This is a genomic window from Campylobacter sp. BCW_6466 (assembly GCF_001762835.1).
Classification (GTDB): domain Bacteria; phylum Campylobacterota; class Campylobacteria; order Campylobacterales; family Campylobacteraceae; genus Campylobacter_D; species Campylobacter_D jejuni.
In genome coordinates, this window is record NZ_MJXO01000031.1 from 70,547 (window position 1) to 88,095 (window position 17,549).

Here is a 17,549-nt window from a genome sequence, read left to right on the forward strand (position 1 = left end):
CTTATTTATTTTTTAATTCTAACCATTTTTGCGCAATACGCACAGCGTTTGTTGCAGCACCTACGCGAATTTGATCTGCCACACACCAAAGATGGAGTATTTTTTTATCATACACATCAGTGCGAATTCTTCCTACATAAGTTTCATTAGTATCACTTGTCATTAAAGGCATAGGGTATTTTTTATTTTTAGGATCATCTATGACAACAACACTTGGTGCTTTTTCTAAAATTTCTTTAGCTTTTTTTACATCTATTTCTTTTTCAAAATGCATTGTAATAGCCTCGCTATGACTTCTTAAAACAGGCACTCTAACACAAGTTGCCGAAACTTCTAAATTTTTATGTAAAATTTTTTGAGTTTCATTGACCATTTTAAGCTCTTCTTTAGTGTAATCATTATCCATAAAAACATCAATTTGTGGAATAAGATTAAGTGCCAAAGTATAAGGAAAAGTTTGAGATTTAAACTCATCAAGTTTAAAAGCAAAAAAACTTTGCATGGCTTCAACCAATTCTTGCATTCCTTCTTTTCCTGCTCCACTTGCAGCCTGATAGGTACTTACATCAACACGCTTTAAATTAAATGCATCATTTAAAGGTTTTAAAACTTGTACCATTTGTATAGTAGAACAATTTGGATTAGCAATAATCCCTGTTTTTTTCCAATCTTTAATATCCTCAGGATTGCATTCAGGAACCACCAAAGGAACATCTTTTTCCATTCTAAAATGACTTGTATTATCAATAACAACAGCACCCGATTCTACTGCAAATTTAGCATATTTTTCACTCACACTTCCACCTGCGCTAAAAAAAGCAATATCAATAGGATTTTCTTTAAATACATTTTCAGTAAGTTCTTTGACTTTATAAGTTTTGCCTTTAAATTCTACTTCACTACCTACACTTTTTGCACTTGCTAAAGGTAAAATACTTTCCACTGGAAAATCAAGTTCATCTAAAACATTTAAAAGCTCTTCCCCAACCGCACCAGTAGCACCCACAATAGCTATTTTTTGTTTTTTTGACATTACTTATCCTTTATTTGATATTTTTTAATTTTTTCATTTAAAATTTTTATATCCATACCTAAAATTTGAGAAGCTTGATCCTTGTCATAATCTACACTTAAAAGAACTTCACAAATCAATTCTTTCTCTAAATTCTTTACATCTTTTTTTATACTTCTAGCTTCTAAGAACAAATCTTCACTTGAAATTTCATCATTTTCACTTAAAATACAAGCTCTTTGTACAACGGATATTAATTCTCTAATATTACCAGGAAAATCATATTCAAGTAAAGCATTTTTAGCTTCTTGGCTGAGCTGTTTTTCCTTAAAATCATATTCTTTACAAGTATCTTCTAAAACCTTTTGAGCTATACCTAAAATTTCTTCTTTGCGCTCTCTTAAAGGCGGGATATTAATAGGAACAGTATTTAAACGATAATATAAATCTGAACGAAATTCGCCATTTTTTATTTTTTCATCTAAATTTGCATTAGTTGCACTGATAATTCTTACATCTATTTTGATGCTTTTCGTACTTCCAAGTCGCGTAATTTCTTTTTCTTGCAAAGCTCTTAAAAGTTTGGCTTGAATTTCATAAGGCATTTCGCCAATTTCATCTAAAAACAAAGTACCCTCATTAGCCATTTCAAAAAGCCCTATTTTAGTTGCATTAGCATCAGTAAAAGCACCTTTTTCAAAACCAAAAAGCTCACTTTCAATCAAATTTGCAGGAATGGCTGCCATATTAATAGCAACAAAAGGCTTATTAGAGCGTTTAGAATGAGTGTGAATATAACGAGAAAATACCTCTTTTCCTACTCCACTCTCTCCAAAAAACATTACAGAGGCATCAGTTTTAGCCGCTTTTTGACTTAAATTTAATGTTTTTTCTAAATTAGGAGAAGTTGAAAAAAAATCTTTATTTTCTTCTTTTTTTTCATTTTTTTTGCTTTTTTTATCGGCTGTTTTTTCTCTTATGATTTTAGCACGCTTAATAGCCTCGACTAAAGTATCAACATCAAAAGGCTTGGTTAAAAAATCTTTTACTCCCAAACGAACCGCTTCTATAGCACGACTTAAAGTAGCATTTCCTGTCATAATAATAAAATCATATTTATTTTCACAGGCTTTAACAAATTCTATGCCATCAATTCCTGGCATATTAATATCTGTAATAATCAAATCTGTATTCTCATCTATTTTTTTTAAAGCTTCAGTAGCAGATTTATAAGATTTAATATTAAATTCTTCATACTCTGCTAATGCAATTTCTAAGGATTTGCGCATATTAATATCATCTTCTACTATGACTAAATTCATCCTAAGCCTTTTAAAAAATTTCTGCTATAGTATCCAATTTGCGCTTAATTTTGAATTTACTTTTTTTTAAGATAATAAATTATCGCATTTTGTTCGCCAAATTCCACGGTAAAACGCAAGGGTAAAATTTTAACATAGGTTTCACTTTGAGCACGTAATAAGTCGGTATTAACAATATCCTTAACACTGATTTTAGCTCCTATAAAGCAATCACTTAACTCATCTTTATGAGAATTTAAAAAATTAAATTTAATTGTTTTTAGCATATTATCATCAATTAATCCTAAAGAAGTTCGAGGTAAAACTTTTAAATCTTGATCACTATAAGAAATTTCACATACCCATTGTTCTTCAACATTTTCGCTTTGCGTCATTGCTAAGGATAAATTTTGATTTTGATGAAAGAGAATGAAATTTTTACTAGAAAGCTCTGCCCAAAAAATAAATTCATCTTGGGCAAAAAGCTTAAAGCTAAGAAAAATTAATAAGCAAACAATTCTTTCCACTTGTCTGCATCGATTTTAAGTTCTAAGTTTACTCTATAAAGCCCTTGATTAAAATTCTCATCAATAATACTTGCATTTTTTATCAAACCATTTACTTGCGCAGTAATAGTTGAACTTCTAAGCATTGCATCTTTTACAGTGTCTTTGCCATTCACTTTCACACCATAAAGCTTACTTGCAAGCTGTCTGTAAGCATCTGTAATCGCTGCTCTTTTTGCTAAAGCTAGGGCTTGAGCAGTAGAAACTGTATTCATCGGAGCAATCCCTTCACCAACTGCTGTAAAACTAAGTTCCGTTTCGCTAGCATCTGGAGCCAACATTTTTTCTTCTCTGATAATATCACGCACATCATCTTTATCGACTTTTTGCACGATAACATCTTGAGATGGAGCAGTGCTATTTGCACTTGAATTTTTAGTTGCACTGTTTGCACTTGGTACACAACCAGCGAAAATTCCTGCTATTGCTAGCATAAAATAAATTTTTTTCATTTTTACACCTTCAAAATATTGTAATTAGTAAAATAAAAAGCAATAAGCGTTCCAACTTTAAACTTATTGCAAATCTAAACCAAAGTTTTCATCGCTTAACTCATCCTCATCATTTTCCTCTTTAGGACACTTAGCGATGCTAACCACCTCGTCATTTTCCACATTAACTACAATGACGCCACTTGTATTACGCCCTGCTTTTCTAATGCTTTGCATATCAACACGTATCATCTTGCCTGAACTTGTAAGAGCCATCAAATCCATAGTTTCATCTACTATAACTACGCTAATAAGATCTTTGGTTTTTTCTGTAAGTTTCATACAAATTACACCCTTACCACCTCTGCTTTGCAATCTATATTCTCCAGCATTGGTGCGTTTTCCTATACCTTTTGCACTTATGCTTAAAATTTCTTGCTCATCATTTTCTATAACAACTGCACCTACTAATTCGTCATTTTTCTCTTTAAACTTAATAGCCGTCACCCCACGACTTACACGACCGATTTCACGTACTTTAGCAAGTGGGAATTTGATACACATACCTTTTTTGGTTACTGCAAAGAGCATTTTACCTTGTGTGCTTACACTTTCTTCATTTTCAAGATTTTCATCATCTAAATTTTCAATTTCTTGATTTTCTAAATTTTCTTCACCACCACTAACAAAAATTTCATCTTCATCTCTTTGAACAATAATAGCAGTTACCAACTCATCATTTTCATCCAAGTTGATCGCTCTAACTCCTACACTTCTGATATTTTGATATTCACTCAAATTTGTACGCTTTACAATACCATTTTTAGTAAAGAAACATAAAGATTTACTCTCATCAAAATCCGTGGTTGGAATAATAGCCATGATTTTTTCTTCAGCTTGTAAATTAATAAGATTTACCACTGCTTTTCCTTTAGCCGTTCTTGAGCCTTCAGGAATTTTATAAACTTTAAGCCAATAAAGCTGTCCACGATCTGTTACAAACATAAGCGTATCATGTGTATTTGCCGTAAAGAAACTTTCTATAAAATCATCATCATAAGTCGTAACGGCTAATTTTCCTTTTCCGCCTCGTTTTTGCTTTTCATATTGTTTACTAGGCACACGCTTAATATAACCACGATGGGTAATAGTTACAACCATATTTTCATTAGGAATCAAATCTTCAATATCAATATCATCATAATCATCTTCAATTTGAGTAATACGTGGCACATCAAATTTGCTTCTAATTTCTTTTAATTCATCGCGAATTAAATTTTCAAGCAAGGTTTCACTTTTTAAAATTTCTTCAAGTCTTGCAATTTCTTTCATTAATTCTGCAAGTTCATTTTCGATTTTTTCTCTTTCAAGTCCTGTTAAACGACCTAGTTTCATATCTAAAATAGCATTGGCTTGAAGCTCACTAAGACCAAATTTAGCTACCAAAGAATCTCTTGCGGTATTATTATCAGAACTATTTTTAATTAAAGCAATCACTTCATCTATATTATCAAGTGCAATTTTAAGACCTTCTAAAATATGAGCTCTTGCTCTTGCCTTTTGAAGTTCAAAAATCGTTCTTCTAATAATAACTGTTTTTCTATGGGTTAAGAAAAGATTTAAAAGTTCTAACAAAGAGAAAATTTTAGGTTCTTTATTGTGAATTGCCAACATAATCACACCAAAAGTACTTTCCATAGTGGTAGATTTAAATAGATTATTTAAAACAATTTCACTCATAGCCTCACGTTTAAGCTCTATAACAACGCGGATTCCTTCTTTATTACTCTCATCTCTTACTTCAGATATTCCTTCAATTTGCTTTTCTTTAACAAGCTCTGCAATCTGCTCTATAAGCCTAGCTTTATTGGTTTGATAAGGAAGCTCATCTATAACAATAACATCTTTATTTGTCTTTTTTTCAATATGAGTTTTAGCTCGCACTTTCACACGACCACGCCCTGTGCGATAAGCTTCTATAATACCTTTTTTACCATAAATTATTCCACCTGTTGGAAAATCTGGACCTTTGATAAACTGCATAATCTCTTCTAAGCTTGCATCTTTACTATCAAGCAAATATAAAAGTCCATCTATCAACTCATTTAAACTATGAGGTGGGATGTTTGTCGCCATACCTACAGCTATACCACTTGAACCATTTAATAATAAATTTGGAACCCTAGAAGGTAAGACATCAGGTTCACTTTCTGAACCATCATAATTTGGAACAAAATCGACCGTATCTTTATCTATATCTTTTAAAAGCTCATGAGAAAGTTTACTCATTTTTGCTTCAGTATAACGCATCGCAGCAGCGCTATCACCATCTATAGATCCAAAGTTGCCTTGTCCTGTAATACTTGGATATCTCATAGAAAAATCTTGAGCCATTCTAACCAAAGCATCATAAACTGCTGTATCTCCATGTGGATGATAACGACCTATAACAGCACCCACTATACGGGCTGATTTGACAAAATCTGTTCTACTTTTTGCCTCATCATTTTGCATAGCATATAAAATTCTTCTATGAACAGGCTTTAAACCATCTCTTGCGTCAGGCAAAGCACGACCTATAATAACACTCATAGAATAGTCTAAATAACTACTTTTTATAGAATTTTCTATATCTACAAGTTCAATATCAGAATCTTTGCTAAAAATATTCTCCATAAAAATCCTTCTATTAGTTCAAAGTTTTGATTATAGCATATTAAACTTTTGCATCAGCTAAAACAAGAGCAAAAAGTACAGAAATTTTATTTTCTTCTAAAACTTTTTTAGCTTCCAAAAGGCTAGAACCAGTCGTTACAATATCATCTACCAAAATTACAGGTTCTTGAATGGTTTTTAAGAGTTTATAATTTCTTTTATGTTTTTGACGAAATTCTAAACTTTTTCCAGAATATTTAATATGATTTTGCGCTTTTAAAACATTAAAAACAGGTTTTACAAATTTTGTTTTAAGATATCTAGCTAAAATAGCAGAATGTGAATAAAGCATATCTTCAACCTTATCATCTAAGGCTATAACATTGATTGTCATTCTAGGATCAAAAAAATCTTTAAATTTTGCAAAACTTAATTTAGCAAGCATTTTATAAACAAAATAACCATAAAAATAATGTTTAGAGTGAAGCAAGTGTTGTATTTCATGGTATTTATAAAAAGAATAGACTTTGAAATTATTATCAAGCTTTCTTACATTTAAGGAAAATTCAGAAAGCTCTAGCTCACATAAATCACAAAAGCAGAGCAGAGCAAAAGCTCCGCAATTTATACACCTCAAAGTTCAGAGATTAAACTAGCTGCTTTATTTGCCATTTGTTTTATTAACAAATGAGTATAAAAAGTTGTTTCTTTTAGATCATCGAAACCTTGTACATCTTGCTTGGTGCGGATTGTAAATTTCTTATTTTTGTTTATATCGCTAACTTGTAAAACTCCTACTAGTTTTGAATGTAATCCTGTAGTATCTTGAGTTGCTCCATAAGATACAAATTCTAAATCAATCTTACTCACATAAGGTGAATTTTGATCGTTATTGTCAAGCACAACTATTCCTCTAGCTTCAAGTTCTTGTTTTAAATAAGTATAAAATACCGCATTAAAATTCACATCAACAAATAACTTTTTCCCTTTAGCATTTAAAACTTTTTGCCCTTCTTTTAAATCATAAAATCTATGCAAATAAACCTTTTTTAAAGCAATACCAGTGTCTAAAGTGCGTTTATTGGCACAACATTGAATTCCAACATCGCTAATGTATAAAAGCCCTTTAATCTTTGCTTCAAAGCCATCAGGACTTTCACAAGAACTGCATTGAGAATTTTTAGAAATTTGATTAACTTGAGCAAAAGTATCTTGTTTAGTTGCGCAAGCACTCAAAAATAAAATAGGCACTATAAAAATCAAAAATTTTTTAAACATTTTTTCTCCTTAGAAAATTATTTTAAAATTGTATTAAAAATACAAGCAAATTTCAAGCCAAGTTTTAAATTTATCATCAATCTATCTTTAAAACACTCAAAAAAGCCTCTTGAGGTAAATTTACCTTACCTATAGCTTTCATTCTTTTTTTACCTTCTTTTTGCTTTTCTAAAAGCTTTCTTTTTCTAGTAATATCCCCACCATAACATTTTGCTGTCACATTTTTACCCATGGATTTAACGGTTTCCCTTGCGATGATTTTATTTCCAATACTTGCTTGAATGGCTACTTCAAAAAGCTGTCTAGGAACTATTTCTTTCATAGCGCTAACAAGCTCTCTTCCTTTACTTTGTGCTTTTTCATTAGGCACGATAATGCTTAGCGCATCAACATTTTCACCCGCCACTTTAATATCAAGTTTTACCAAATCCCCTACTCTAAATTCTATAGGTTCATAATCAAAACTCGCATAGCCTTTTGTTAAGGACTTTAATTTATCATAAAAATCCATCACAATCTCATTTAAAGGCACATCATATTCTAGCAAAACGCGCTCAGGTGTGATATAGTCCATTTTAACCTGTACTCCTCTTTTGCGATTTAAAAGAGTGATTAAATTCCCTAAAAATTCACTTGGAGTAATGATAGTGGCTTTAACATAAGGCTCTTTTATATGATCGATTTTATTAACAGGAGGAAGCTCGCTAGGATTTTGAATTTTAACAAGTTCTCCATCGGTTTGATAAATTTCATAAGTCACAGTTGGAGCTGTAGCAATCAAATCAAGATTAAATTCTCTCTCAAGTCTTTCTTTGATCACTTCCATGTGTAAAAGTCCTAAAAACCCTACCCTAAAACCAAAGCCTAAAGCCAAAGAAGTTTCAGGCTCATAGGTAATAGAACTATCGTTAAGCTTTAGCTTATCCAAAGCATCTCTTAAATCTTCAAATTTATCCGTTTCTATAGGATAAAGTCCTGCAAACACAAAAGCTTTAGCCTTTTCAAAACCGCCTATGGCTTCTTTAACTTTGTTTTTTACCAAAGTGATGGTATCGCCTACTTGTACATCGCCTACGGTTTTAAGCCCTAAAACCACCACGCCTACTTCACCTGATTGTAAAGATTGAGTTTTAATTGGACTTAAAGGGTGGGGATAAAAAAGATCTTGAACTACATGTTTTTTATCTGTACTCATGACTAAAACTTCATCGTTTTTAGCTATACTTCCCTCATAAATCCTAACCAAAGCCAAAGCACCCAAATAATTATCAAACCAAGAATCATAAATTAAAGCCTTAGTAGGAGCTTCATCATCTGTTTTTGGTGCAGGGATTTTAGTGATAATTGTTTCTATAAGCTCTTTTATACCCACTCCTGTTTTTGCACTCACGCAAATGGCATCTTTGCAATCTATACCTATAATATGCTCAATTTCATGCTTGACTTTTTCAACATCAGCATTAGGTAAATCGATTTTATTAATTACAGGAATGATTTCAAGATTATTTTCAAGTGCTATATAAACATTAGCTATGGTCTGTGCTTCAACACCTTGAGAAGCATCTACTACAAGTAAAGCCCCTTCACAACTTGCCAAAGAACGACTCACTTCATAAGAAAAATCCACATGGCCAGGAGTATCAATAAGATTTAAAACAAAATTTTCGTTATTAAATTTATAATTTAAACGCACTGATTGTGCTTTTATGGTGATACCACGCTCTTTTTCTATATCCATAGTATCCATAACTTGCGAACTCATCTGCCTATCACTAATAGCACCACACTCGCTAATAATCCTATCTGCAAGAGTAGATTTTCCATGATCTATATGAGCTATAATAGAAAAATTTCTAATATTTTTTACCGACAAATTTTCATCCTAAATATAAAATTTTAAAGCTAGGATTTTAACAAAATTTATGTTTAAAACAAATAAATTTTATTTTATATAAAAAACTTCAATTGAAATTTATATAAAGCATACTAAAATATCAAATGTTTGAAAAATATTTAAAATCAGCTATGTTTTTAGCTCTTTATCCCTTAGCAATGTTAGCTTCTAATTTGCACGAATTTATAGCACTAAGTCAAAATAATGAGTCCTATCTCATTAAACAAATGCAAAGCGAACAAGCAAATTTGGACAAAGAACAAGCTTTTAGAAATTACCTACCCTCTCTTAGTCTAAACTCAGCTTATGTAGCCAACAATAAAGATCGCTTCATTATCGATCCACAAGAAAGTTTATTTGCTAAAGTTTCTCTTAATTTTTTGCTTTTTGATGGGGGTGCTAGAGAGGCCAATTTAAGGGCTTTAGAAAGCAAAGAAAAATTAAGCCTTTTAGATAAAGAACAAAATAAAAATTACCTTGCCCTAAATGCAATCACACTTTATTTTAACACCTTAAGTCTTGAAAAAATTTTACTAGCCAATCAACAAAAAGTAGCTTTTTTAAAATCAACTTTTGAAAGATTGCAAAAATTTTACGATGCAGGACTTAGCCCTAAAGATGAACTTGAAAGCATTAAAGCCAAATATCATTTAAGCTTATTAGAGCTCAGTCAAAATGAATTAAAACTTGCCAATATACAAAAAGAGATTAAAATTTTAAGCAATACAGATTTTAAAGTGCAAGGGAATGCTTTTTTAGAAAATCCACAACAAGAAAAAAGTCAAAACTATGAAGTAATGATAGCTAAAGAACAAATCAATCTTGCTAAAGAAAGTGTAAATTTAGCAAAAGCTGAATATTTTCCAAAATTTTATATTCAAGATAATTTTAACTTTTATAAAAACAATTATAATCCAAAAGTTCCAGCTCCTTTTGCAAATTTAGCGGATCAATTCTTAGAAAAATATTCTCAAGGTAATCAATTTATTTTAGGTATGGAATGGAAAATTTTTGATTTCAATGCAAGGGCTAAAGAAGTTGAAAAAGAGCGTTTAAACGTTCAAATAGCCAATGCAAACGCAAGATTTAGTGAGAGAAAAAATAAAGAAGAATTAAATTATTTAGACAAAAGTTTAAAAGTTTTACAAGAACAAATTTTAGCTCTTAATCTTAGCTTAAATGCTGCAAATTTGGCTTTTGAAAGTGTAGATAAAAAATACCAAGCAGGACTTGTTTCTTATGTGGAATATCTTCAAGCTTTAGAGGCTAAATTTAAAGCACAAAGCGATTTAGAGCTTGCTAAAAATGAATTTGAAATTACTAAAGCAAATTATTATTTTAATGCGGGTATAGATCTTAATTCAAAGGTTAAAGAATGAAAAAAATTCTATTTTTACTTCTTGCTTTTAATTGCGCCTTTGGCGAAGAAATTTATGCAAGTTTCAATGTAGAAGCATCAAAACAAAGCAAGCTTGCCCTTGAAAGCATAGGTTTAGTTCAAAAAATTCCTGTAGAAATTGGACAAAAAGTCAGCAAAGGAGAACTTTTACTTGCTCTTGATCAAGAAAGTGAAAAAATAGCTCTTCAAAATGCTCAAAATTCTTATCAACTTGCCCTTGTAGAATACGAAAATACCAAAAGCAGAATGCAAAAAATCAAAGCTGTAGAAAATGTTATAGACAAACAAAGCTATGAAGATATGAAAGCTAAGTTTGATGCGGCTAATTTAAATTTAAACAAAGCAAAAATCAATATAGCTTATTATAAAAATATCATGGCAAAAAAAGAATTGCGTGCACCTTATGATGCTATTATCGCAAACAAATTTATACAAGTGGGTGAAGGAGTAGGAGGAGTAGCTCAACCTTTGATAGAAATTTTTTCCTATCCACAAAGCAAACTGATTTTAAGTTTTGATGAAAAATACAAAGATAAGGTTAAATTAGGCGATGATTTCTTTTATAAAATCGATCAAAATGGTACAGAATTTAAAGGAAAAATCAGCCTTATCTATCCAAGTATAGAAGTAAAAACAAGAAAAATTTATGCTGAAGTGCAAACTACAAATCTAACACCTGGGCTTTTTGGCGAAGGCAGAATCATCACTAAAGATTAAAAATGTTTAAACTAGCTATAAACCGACCAATTACTGTGCTAATGTTTTTCTTAGCTCTTATGATTTTTGGGCTAATCTCTGCTTTTAGCATGAGTGTGAATTTATTTCCTAATGTTTCCATACCTCTTATAAAGATTACAAGCAAGGTAAATGGGGATTTAAATTTCGTAGAATCAAAAATCACTAAAGAAATAGAAAATGCTCTAAGTGAGATTGATGGAGTAAAGACCATAACCTCAGTTGCGTATGATAATTTTAGTGTGAGTGTAGTCGAGTTTAAACTAGATAAAAATCTTGAAGTAGCTGCTAATGATGTGCGTGATAAAATAGGAACTTTAAGCCTACCTTCTAAGCCTGAAATTGAAAAAATCAGTTCAGATTCTGGTTCTGCTATTTCGCTTTTTTTATATTCTAAAGATAAATTACAACTCATGCGTGAAATCAATGATAAAATAAAACCTTTTTTGCAAAGAGTTGAAGGAGTAGGTAAAATCGAGGCTAAGGGGTTTTTAGAACCCCAAATTCGCATAGAATTAAAACCAAATGAACTTAGAAAATACAATCTTAATGCTCTTGATGTAGCAAACATTATCAAAAGTCAAAATTTTAAACAAGCCCTTGGCGAACTTAATAACAATCAAGATAACTATATCATCAAAGGCTATTTTGAAGCCACAAATTTAGAAGAACTTAGCAATCTTCGCATAAAAACAGGGGTATTTTTAAGCGATATTGCTAATATTTCAAGCCTTTATGAAGATGAAAAACAAAGTGCTTTATACGAAGGTAAAGAAGGGGTGCTTTTAGAACTCGGAAAAATCACAAATTATAATACCCTTGAAATGATTAAAAATGTCAAAAATGCCTTGCCTATTTTAGAAAAACAAATTCCTAGTGATATAAGTATTGACATACTTTATGATAAGAGTTTAAATATCCACAAGCATCTTTCTCAAGTGATTTTTGATATGGTTTTGGGAATTTTTCTAACCCTTGTTATCGTGTTTTTATTTTTAAGAAATTTAAGTGCAACTCTCATTGCTTGCATAGCTATACCTACTTCTATCATTTCAACTTTTTTTATTATCGATCTTTTAGGCTATGATTTAAACCGCTTAACTTTCATAGCTTTAACCTTAAGCATAGGAATTTTTATCGATGATGCTATAGTAGTGATTGAAAATATTGCTAAAAAACTAAAAACTTATCCGCCTTTACAAGCTGCTTTTTTAGGTATCAATGAAATAGGTTTTAGCGTTTTAAGCATCAGTATAGTTTTACTTTGTGTTTTTATCCCTATTTCTTATATGAACTCTATACCAGGGCTTTTTTTCAATGCCTTAGGCATAAGCGTTGCAAGTGGGATAGTTATAAGCTTTTTGGTTTCTGTATTTTTAATACCTAGTATTGGAGCAAGATTTTTAAATCCAAAAGAAAGCAAGTTTTATGAAAAAACAGAAGCTTTTTTTGAAAAAATAGAGCAAAAGTATGAAAATTTACTCTATAAAATTTTACAAAATAAAGCAAAATTTATCCTAGCCACTCTTGTTTTTGTAGGGCTTTCTTTTGCTTTAGCTACTCGTATAGGGCTTGATTTTTTACCTATGGAAGATGATAGCGAAATTCAAGTTTTGCTTGAAAGTAAAAAGGATTTAAGTTTAGAAGCCATGAAAGAAAAAAGTTTAAATTTGCTTGAAAAAATCAAAAATGATAGCAATGTCAAATACGCTTTTTTACTTGTAGGCTATGATGATGCCAAAGATGCTACAAAGGCTAAAATTTATGTTAAACTTAAAAATTTAGACGAAAGAAATTTAAGACAAAGTGCTATAGTAAGTTTATATCGTCAAAAATTTCAAGATGAAAGTTTAAAAATCAAAATTTTAGAACTTCCAAAGATAGAGGGTGCAGGCATTGATGATCCCGTGCAGTTTTTAATCTTAGGAGATGATTTAAACACACTAAAAGAAGCTGCTTCTCGAGCAAAAGAAATTTTAGGCACTAATGCACACATTGTAGATATAAGCGATAATACTAATGCTACAAAAGATGAAGTAGCCTTACACATCAACAAAGAAAAAGCTAAACTTTTAGATGTCAATCCTGAATATATCGCTGGGGTTTTAGGGTATTCTTTTTCGCAACTTAGCGTAGGAAGTATGGATAGAGGCAATTCAAAATATGATATTATCCTAAGTTTTGCTCCAGAATTTAAAAAAGACATAGAAGCTTTAAAACGCATTAGTATTAAAAACAACCAAGGTGTAAATTTAGAACTTTCAAGCGTGGTGGATTTTATATACAGCAAAGATTTAAAAACCATCAATCGTTACAATAAAAACCGCTCTGTAAAAATCACAGCTGGAGTAAATGATCTTTCCTTAGGAGCGGTGCAAAAACTTTTACTAGATAATATGGATAAAATTTTAAATAATAATGCAAGTCTTAGCTATGCTTTTTCAGGCTTTATCAATCTTTTAGGTGAAACCGTGCAAGGTTTTGCTATGGCAGTAGTACTTGCTTTTGTTTTAATTTATCTTGTTTTAGCCGCACTTTATGAAAGCTTTATTTTACCTTTAATCATTATGATAACTATGCCTTTAGCCTTTGGAGGAGCATCTATAGGGCTTTTTATCACAGGGCATAATTTTTCACTTTTTGTACTTATTGCCATCATCTTACTTTTTGGTATGGTGGGGAAAAATGCTATTTTACTCGTAGATGTGGCTAATAAAAAATGTCATGAAGGTTTAGATCCTGATAAAGCTCTTTTAATCGCTGGAAAATCACGCTTAAGGGCTATATTGATGACAACTTTTGCTATGATTTTTGCTATGCTCCCACTTGCTCTTTCAAGGGGTGCGGGCTATGAAGCTAATTCTCCTATGGCAATAGCCATTATCTTTGGGCTTATAAGTTCGACTTTGCTTACCTTACTCGTAGTACCTGCACTTTTTAAATTTTGTTTTAAACTAGATAGTAAATTAAGAAAAATTTATGAGAGAGAAAAATTAAATTAACCAAAATGATTAATTTAATTTTTTTAAGTATTATTCTTATAAAGTGCTTTTAAGTTATCATAGGCAATTTGTATTTTTTCAAACTGCTCTCTTGCGTAAGCTTTTTCTATTGCACTTTTTCCTTGATGAAAATCAGGATGATAAAGTTTTACCAAAATCAAATATTTTTGTCTGATTTCACTAAGATCATTTTGCGGAGTGCATTCTAAAGTATTAAAATAATTACTAAAAAGCTTAGCTAAAGCATTAAATTTCCATTTCATATTTTCTTTATTGTGAATATTTTGGCGAAATTTTTTATACTCTTCTCGGTCAACTTCAAAATTCACGCAATATTTTAAATGCTCGCTCTCATCTGCAAAAGCTTCAAAAAGTTCAAGGGTATTTTCGTTTTTATATTCTAAAATTAGAATATTTGTCATTTCATTATATTCTATATTATGATCTTGGAAATAATTTCTTATATAAGTAACAAATAATTTTTCATTAGAGCTTAACTTCATCAAAATTCTACCCGCAGCAAAATCAATCTTGATAAACAACATAGGCTTAAGCATATTATTTTGCTCAAAATTTAATCTAAAAGTTTTAAAATGAGCATCTTGTAAATTCTCTATACCTTCATTTGTACTTTTGCGATATTTTTGATCTAAAACTTTTAAGAAATAACGACGCTGTGGAATTTCATTTTCTTCAAAAAAAGAAAAAATTTTATTTTTTCGTCCTATGACCTTTGTGAAATTTTTGGTAATCAAGTCTTTAAAATACTGAAATACGCTAATATCATCTGTATTAACATTGATAGTTTCTAAAGTTTGCACGATTTGCATCTATTTCTCCCATAAAACCTCATTTTCAAAAAGCTCTTTAGTGCCTTTTAAAATTTCATTGGGTGTATAATCGGCTTTATAAGATAAAGATTGACACTTTTTTACAAAATACCCAAGATAAATATAATCTAAGTTCATTTTTTTAGCTACTTGTATTTCATTGAGCAAAGAAAATTTACCCAAAGAAAAATACGAAAAATCAGGATCATAAAAACAATAAATGCTTGAAATTCCATCCTCTAAAATATCAATCAAATCAACACAAACGAGCTTATCTTCTATATAAAATGCAAGCTCATATCCAAAATTCATAAAACCATCGACATAAAGATTATAATACTGCTTAAAGCTTAAATCATAACGCTTCCAGTTCTTTTTTTCTTCCATAAAACGATGGTATTTATCATATAAAAACAAATGTTCATTGCTTAAATTGGGTGTTCTAAGCATAACTTTGGTGTTAATATTTTTATTTATAACCCTTCTTTCACTTTTTGAAAAATTATATTCATTAACTAAAATTCTAAGACTTAAACATTCATCACAATCTTTACAAATAGGGCGTGAAAAATACCTACCAAAACGACGCCAACCTCGTTTTATTAGCCCATTATTGATTTCTTTAGGGCAATTTTCAATGTATTTATACTCTATTCTTGAGCGTTTATCTTTTAAGTAAGGACACTGATCTTCAAGAGTACAAAAACCAATCTCAAGCATTAAATTTTCTTAATATCTGCATTTTTGATAAATTCGGAAAATTCATCCTGTAGTTTTTCTTGCTTTAAGAAAATTTCTTGCATTTCCTTATCTATGTTTGTTTCTTGATTTTTTTCGCGAATATCTTTAGCTAGTTTTTCTAAATTTTTTACACTTGCACCACTCTTGCTTGATTTCTTCGCTAATTTTGGAGTATTGGCGTTAGCTTGCATTTCTTTTTTAATACTTTTAAGACTGTCTAAAAAATCCATCTATTATTCTCTACTTTCTCGTATTTTTTTAAGCGTAGCAGCTATTGCAGCTATAACTTCTTCTTTATTTTCTTGATGACGATCTTCTGTTTTTTCTAATAATTCTTGCATATGTGTTTCTATGAAAGAGGTGTCTAAATACCCTCTTCTAAATTCTCTTGTTTTTGTAATAGCAATTAAAAATGGTATTGTTGTTCTAATATCATCAATCACAAATTCCTTCAAAGCACGCTCAAGTTTATTAACCGCTAAATCATAACTTGTTGCTTTAATAATAAGCTTTGCAAGCATGGAATCATAATAAGGCGGCACAGTATAGTCTTTATAAATATGACTATCAACCCTAACAGATGGTCCAAGAGCTGGGTAGTATTCTCCTATTTTTCCAGGACTTGGAATAAAATTTTTCCATACATTTTCAGCAGTAATTCTAGCTTCAATAGCAAAACCCCTAGGTTTAATATCGCTTTGTTCTATGTCCAAAATTTCTCCTGCTGCAATACGAATTTGTCTTACAATAAGGTCAATACCTGTAATTTCTTCAGTAATTGGATGTTCAACTTGAATTCTTGTATTCATTTCCATAAAATAAAAGCGATTATAATCATCAAGCAAAAACTCTATAGTTCCAGCATTTGTATAACCTACAGCCTTAGCAGCTGCCACAGCTGTAACACCCATGGTTTTTCTAAGATTATCTGAAATTCCAGGGCAAGGTGCTATCTCAATTACCTTTTGATGTCTTCTTTGGATAGAACAATCCCTTTCACAAAGATGGATAATATTTCCGTAGTTATCTCCTAAAATTTGAAATTCTATATGTCGGGGATTAACTACATATTTTTCCATAAATACTTCATCATTATTAAAGTATGTTAAAGCTTCTCTTTTGCAAGATTCAAAGGCATTTTCAAGATCTTGTTCTTTATGAACAACGCGAATTCCGCGTCCACCTCCACCACCTGAAGCTTTTAAAATAACAGGATAGCCAATCTTCTCAGCAAAAATTTTAATTTCTTCCATGCTATAGGAATTTAATTTTTCAGTCCCTGGAACAATAGGTATGCCATTTTTAGCCATTAACTTACGAGCGATATTTTTATTTCCCATCTTATGGATTACTTCAGATTTTGGACCTATAAAAATAATTCCAGCATCTTCACAAGCCTTAGCAAATTCGTAATTCTCACTTAAAAATCCATAACCAGGATGGATCGCATCAGCGCCACAAGCCTTAGCAATCTCGACAATACGAGCAACATCTAAATATCCTCTTATAGCATCCGTTCCTATGCGATAAGCCTCATCTGCGATTTTTACATGCAAACATTCACGATCAGGCTCTGTAAAAACTGCAACACTTTTAATATGTAAATCTCTACAAGCACGGATTACTCTAACAGCTATTTCAGCTCTATTTGCTATGAGAATTTTATGGATTTGATTCATAATTTGCCTTTTTTGTTATATTTTTA

The 17,549-nt window shown here is 30.9% G+C and carries 15 protein-coding genes; 3 read left to right on the plus strand and 12 right to left on the minus strand.

The features are described from left to right. Position 1 precedes the first annotated feature (1 nt). The 8 genes from AJ887_RS03300 to lepA form a co-directional block, all read right to left on the minus strand. Entirely contained in the window at positions 2 to 1,033 is a 1,032-nt protein-coding gene (locus AJ887_RS03300) for an aspartate-semialdehyde dehydrogenase (protein WP_070240143.1), read from the minus strand. Beyond that, on the minus strand, positions 1,033 to 2,334 hold the full coding sequence (gene flgR, locus AJ887_RS03305; protein WP_002867162.1) for a fla regulon two-component system response regulator: 1,302 nt from the start codon (positions 2,332 to 2,334) through the stop codon (positions 1,033 to 1,035). Before flgR ends, AJ887_RS03300 begins: the two co-directional genes overlap by 1 nt. 56 nt (positions 2,335 to 2,390) lie before the next feature. Further along, complete coding sequence (flgQ, locus tag AJ887_RS03310; RefSeq protein WP_002867163.1) at positions 2,391 to 2,840, minus strand: flagellar assembly protein FlgQ; 450 nt, start codon at positions 2,838 to 2,840, stop codon at positions 2,391 to 2,393. Further along, positions 2,816 to 3,331, minus strand: a complete 516-nt coding sequence (gene flgP / locus AJ887_RS03315; RefSeq protein WP_002852972.1) for a flagellar assembly lipoprotein FlgP — start codon at positions 3,329 to 3,331, stop codon at positions 2,816 to 2,818. The genes flgQ and flgP overlap by 25 nt, the downstream gene beginning before the upstream one ends. Before the next feature lie 63 nt (positions 3,332 to 3,394). Continuing rightward, the gene (gene gyrA, locus AJ887_RS03320; RefSeq protein ID WP_052776721.1) at positions 3,395 to 5,986 is read right to left on the minus strand and encodes a DNA topoisomerase (ATP-hydrolyzing) subunit A; all 2,592 of its coding nucleotides are present in this window, start codon (positions 5,984 to 5,986) and stop codon (positions 3,395 to 3,397) included. A gap of 40 nt (positions 5,987 to 6,026) precedes the next feature. Beyond that, positions 6,027 to 6,602 carry a ComF family protein gene (locus AJ887_RS03325; RefSeq protein WP_002877707.1) on the minus strand — a complete coding sequence of 192 codons (576 nt, stop codon included), beginning with the start codon at positions 6,600 to 6,602 and terminating at the stop codon, positions 6,027 to 6,029. Further along, the gene (mapA, locus tag AJ887_RS03330; RefSeq protein WP_070240145.1) at positions 6,599 to 7,243 is read right to left on the minus strand and encodes an outer membrane lipoprotein MapA; all 645 of its coding nucleotides are present in this window, start codon (positions 7,241 to 7,243) and stop codon (positions 6,599 to 6,601) included. Before mapA ends, AJ887_RS03325 begins: the two co-directional genes overlap by 4 nt. A 76-nt stretch (positions 7,244 to 7,319) precedes the next feature. Beyond that, positions 7,320 to 9,116, minus strand: coding sequence for a translation elongation factor 4 (lepA, locus tag AJ887_RS03335; protein ID WP_070240147.1), 1,797 nt, complete (start codon positions 9,114 to 9,116; stop codon positions 7,320 to 7,322). A gap of 125 nt (positions 9,117 to 9,241) precedes the next feature. Here lepA and cmeD point away from each other — a divergent pair, with 125 nt between their 5' ends. The 3 genes from cmeD to cmeF are packed head-to-tail and all read left to right on the plus strand — an operon-like array spanning position 9,242 to position 14,273. Next, entirely contained in the window at positions 9,242 to 10,516 is a 1,275-nt protein-coding gene (gene cmeD / locus AJ887_RS03340; RefSeq protein WP_070240149.1) for a multidrug efflux RND transporter outer membrane subunit CmeD, read from the plus strand. After that, a complete protein-coding gene (gene cmeE / locus AJ887_RS03345) occupies positions 10,513 to 11,253 on the plus strand; it encodes a multidrug efflux RND transporter periplasmic adaptor subunit CmeE (RefSeq protein ID WP_070284813.1) in 741 nt (246 codons plus the stop codon). Before cmeD ends, cmeE begins: the two co-directional genes overlap by 4 nt. Before the next feature lie 2 nt (positions 11,254 to 11,255). Next, on the plus strand, positions 11,256 to 14,273 hold the full coding sequence (gene cmeF, locus AJ887_RS03350) for a multidrug efflux RND transporter permease subunit CmeF (protein WP_070240154.1): 3,018 nt from the start codon (positions 11,256 to 11,258) through the stop codon (positions 14,271 to 14,273). 23 nt (positions 14,274 to 14,296) lie between these two features. Here cmeF and AJ887_RS03355 read toward each other — a convergent pair whose 3' ends face one another. Genes AJ887_RS03355 through AJ887_RS03370 form a run of 4 tightly spaced genes read right to left on the minus strand, consistent with a single transcriptional unit; the run spans position 14,297 to position 17,523 of the window. Next, entirely contained in the window at positions 14,297 to 15,103 is an 807-nt protein-coding gene (locus tag AJ887_RS03355) for an adenylosuccinate lyase (RefSeq protein WP_002861764.1), read from the minus strand. Further along, a complete protein-coding gene (locus AJ887_RS03360; protein ID WP_070240157.1) occupies positions 15,104 to 15,823 on the minus strand; it encodes an arginyltransferase in 720 nt (239 codons plus the stop codon). Continuing rightward, on the minus strand, positions 15,823 to 16,074 hold the full coding sequence (locus tag AJ887_RS03365; protein ID WP_002870577.1) for a hypothetical protein: 252 nt from the start codon (positions 16,072 to 16,074) through the stop codon (positions 15,823 to 15,825). The genes AJ887_RS03360 and AJ887_RS03365 overlap by 1 nt, the downstream gene beginning before the upstream one ends. A gap of 3 nt (positions 16,075 to 16,077) precedes the next feature. Then, the gene (locus AJ887_RS03370; RefSeq protein WP_044780236.1) at positions 16,078 to 17,523 is read right to left on the minus strand and encodes an acetyl-CoA carboxylase subunit A; all 1,446 of its coding nucleotides are present in this window, start codon (positions 17,521 to 17,523) and stop codon (positions 16,078 to 16,080) included. Positions 17,524 to 17,549 lie beyond the last annotated feature (26 nt).

Coding starts and splice junctions, on each gene's coding strand:
- AJ887_RS03300 (WP_070240143.1), bottom strand. CDS start 1,033: ATGTCAAAAAAACAAAAAATAGCTATTGTGGGTGCTACTGGTGCGGTT.
- flgR (WP_002867162.1), bottom strand. CDS start 2,334: ATGAATTTAGTCATAGTAGAAGATGATATTAATATGCGCAAATCCTTA.
- flgP (WP_002852972.1), bottom strand. CDS start 3,331: ATGAAAAAAATTTATTTTATGCTAGCAATAGCAGGAATTTTCGCTGGT.
- gyrA (WP_052776721.1), bottom strand. CDS start 5,986: ATGGAGAATATTTTTAGCAAAGATTCTGATATTGAACTTGTAGATATA.
- mapA (WP_070240145.1), bottom strand. CDS start 7,243: ATGTTTAAAAAATTTTTGATTTTTATAGTGCCTATTTTATTTTTGAGT.
- cmeD (WP_070240149.1), top strand. CDS start 9,242: ATGTTTGAAAAATATTTAAAATCAGCTATGTTTTTAGCTCTTTATCCC.
- cmeE (WP_070284813.1), top strand. CDS start 10,513: ATGAAAAAAATTCTATTTTTACTTCTTGCTTTTAATTGCGCCTTTGGC.
- cmeF (WP_070240154.1), top strand. CDS start 11,256: ATGTTTAAACTAGCTATAAACCGACCAATTACTGTGCTAATGTTTTTC.
- AJ887_RS03355 (WP_002861764.1), bottom strand. CDS start 15,103: ATGCAAATCGTGCAAACTTTAGAAACTATCAATGTTAATACAGATGAT.
- AJ887_RS03360 (WP_070240157.1), bottom strand. CDS start 15,823: ATGCTTGAGATTGGTTTTTGTACTCTTGAAGATCAGTGTCCTTACTTA.
- AJ887_RS03365 (WP_002870577.1), bottom strand. CDS start 16,074: ATGGATTTTTTAGACAGTCTTAAAAGTATTAAAAAAGAAATGCAAGCT.
- AJ887_RS03370 (WP_044780236.1), bottom strand. CDS start 17,523: ATGAATCAAATCCATAAAATTCTCATAGCAAATAGAGCTGAAATAGCT.